The sequence below is a fragment of the Rhodococcus sp. NyZ502 genome (genome assembly GCF_041464245.1).
GTDB lineage: Bacteria > Actinomycetota > Actinomycetes > Mycobacteriales > Mycobacteriaceae > Rhodococcus_F > Rhodococcus_F qingshengii.
On sequence record NZ_CP167155.1, the window covers coordinates 3,440,721 to 3,442,762 of the forward strand.

Sequence of the window (2,042 nt, forward strand, 5' to 3'; positions counted from 1 at the left end):
CGTCTCTTCTCAGATGTCAGCGTCCTCGCTGCGACGTTCGAGGAACAACGTGTCACGCCACCGCCCACCCAGTTGAGCGATACGCGACCGAGTGCCGACGACTCGGAATCCGACGGCCTGATGCAAGGCGACGCTTGCCCGGTTCTCCGGGAAAATCGACGACTGCACTGTCCAGATCTCACTGGCGTCGGCGGCTTGCACCTGTCGGCGAAGCAGCAGCTTGCCCACGCCGCGCCCGCGAGCGCCGCTACCGATGTAGATGGAGTTCTCGGCGACCCCGCGGTAGCAGTCTCGCGAGGACACCGGGCTGAGGCTCGCCCAGCCTTCGACGCGGCCGTCGATCTCGGCCACCCATCGATGATCGGGTAACCATTGCGCGTCGAGCTTCTCGGCGGATGGCACCGAGGTGGTGAACGTCGCGGTTCCGGTGTCGATTCCTTCGCGGTAGATCGAGCGGACGGCATCCCAGTCGCCGGATTCCATGCGGCGCACCACCACGTCATCGGGAAGAACTCCCAGTGTGTCTTCGACCGGACCACGAGCAGCCACGACGGCGGCCGCTGCCATCAGATCGGAGTATGCCGTTCCGGCAACACTGACAACCGAAGTGCCTTCACGCACCGAAGCCTCGACAATACCGACCTCGATCAAGGCCTCGAGGTGGGCACTCAACGCCGACGGCTCGAGTGATGCGGCGTGTGCAATCGTGTCGACGTCGATCGGACCGCCGGCAGCAAGTCGGAGCACTCGCAGCCGCGTCGGATCACCCAGGCACGCAAACCTGCGCGCAAGTACGTCGGTGTCGAGGGGAGCGAGTGTTTCTGAACTCATGAGGCGACTATAACGCCGCTGACCTGCAGTTCGGTCGGCTAGGTTCGGCAAGAGTGTCCCGGAGTGAGAAACAACTCAGCCACCGACCCCAGGGTTCGCCGGCTAACGCGCACCGATCGACGCGGCAATCATCGACCACGAGTTGTGAAGATCGTCCTGCCAGTAACCCCAAGAGTGAGTGCCAGTTGCCCGGAAATCATAGGTGGCCGGGATGCCCAAGGAGTCGAGCCGCTCGGCCAAACGCTGGGTGCACTGGTTCGTCCCGGCCTCGATGACTCCACCCACGATCACCTGGTTCGCCAGAACGCCGAGGTCGCCGTTGACCATCGGTCCGCCCAGATTCTCGTGTGGGCCGGGCAGGCCCGATCCATTGCTGATGTAGAGGTCGACCCCCCGCAATCTCTCGGCGTTGACCACAGGATCGTTGGCTACCCAGCCCGGACCGCCGGGAGGACCCCACATGTTGTCCACGTTGCCGCCGCGGAATCCGACCACGAATCTCACGTAGTCCTGACCGGGTTGAGTACTCGTCTCGGCACACCCGCTGAAAGCACCGACGGCACGGTAAACGGATGGCGCCGCCTCGGCCAGGCTCAGAACCGAGGTACCTGCCATCGACAATCCGGCAACGGCATTCGTACCCGTAGTCCCGAGCGTGGCATCGACGATCGGTGGCAACTCCTGGGTGAGAAATGTGGTCCACTTGTTCAGTCCGAGAACAGGATCGGGCTTCTCCCAGTCGGTGTAGTAGCTGTAGGCACCGCCGATCGGGTTGACGACGTTGACGTTCTTGTCGCCGAAGAAGTCGACGACGTCTGTCCGTGTCTGCCACGTCGCCGTGTCCTCGCCTCCGCCGGCGCCATTGAGTAGATAGAGGGTCGGCCGGGGCGCACTCGTGTCTGCCGGCCGAATCACCTCGAGCGGAATCACCTTGTCCATCGCAGCCGAGTAGACGTACATAGTCAGCTGACGGGCGTTGATCTCCTCGACGTGATCGAGAGCTGAACCGTCTGGAGGGGATGTTCGCGCCTGATCAGCCGAGGCAAGCGCCGCTTCACCGAACAATCCCGTCCATGCGACGAGTGCGACGACAAGCATTGCCCGAGTACGTCCGATTCTTCTCATTGCCGCTCCTCGTGCTCGATTGCGGTGCCCGGCAACAGCTCGGTGGCGCTCGCTTCGCGGGCGTGCGGCTTGGTGGCTTGAAGTTG

2 protein-coding genes are annotated in these 2,042 nt (G+C 63.4%); both read right to left on the bottom strand.

Going from position 1 to position 2,042, the window contains the following annotated elements; all coding sequences use genetic code 11:
• Positions 1-9 precede the first annotated feature (9 nt).
• On the bottom strand, positions 10-831 hold the full coding sequence (locus ACBG85_RS15935) for a GNAT family N-acetyltransferase (RefSeq protein WP_218694822.1): 822 nt from the start codon (positions 829-831) through the stop codon (positions 10-12).
• Positions 832-933: 102 nt separating this feature from the next.
• The gene (locus tag ACBG85_RS15940; RefSeq protein WP_218694823.1) at positions 934-1,956 is read right to left on the bottom strand and encodes an alpha/beta hydrolase family protein; all 1,023 of its coding nucleotides are present in this window, start codon (positions 1,954-1,956) and stop codon (positions 934-936) included.
• Between the last annotated feature and the right edge of the window lie 86 nt (positions 1,957-2,042).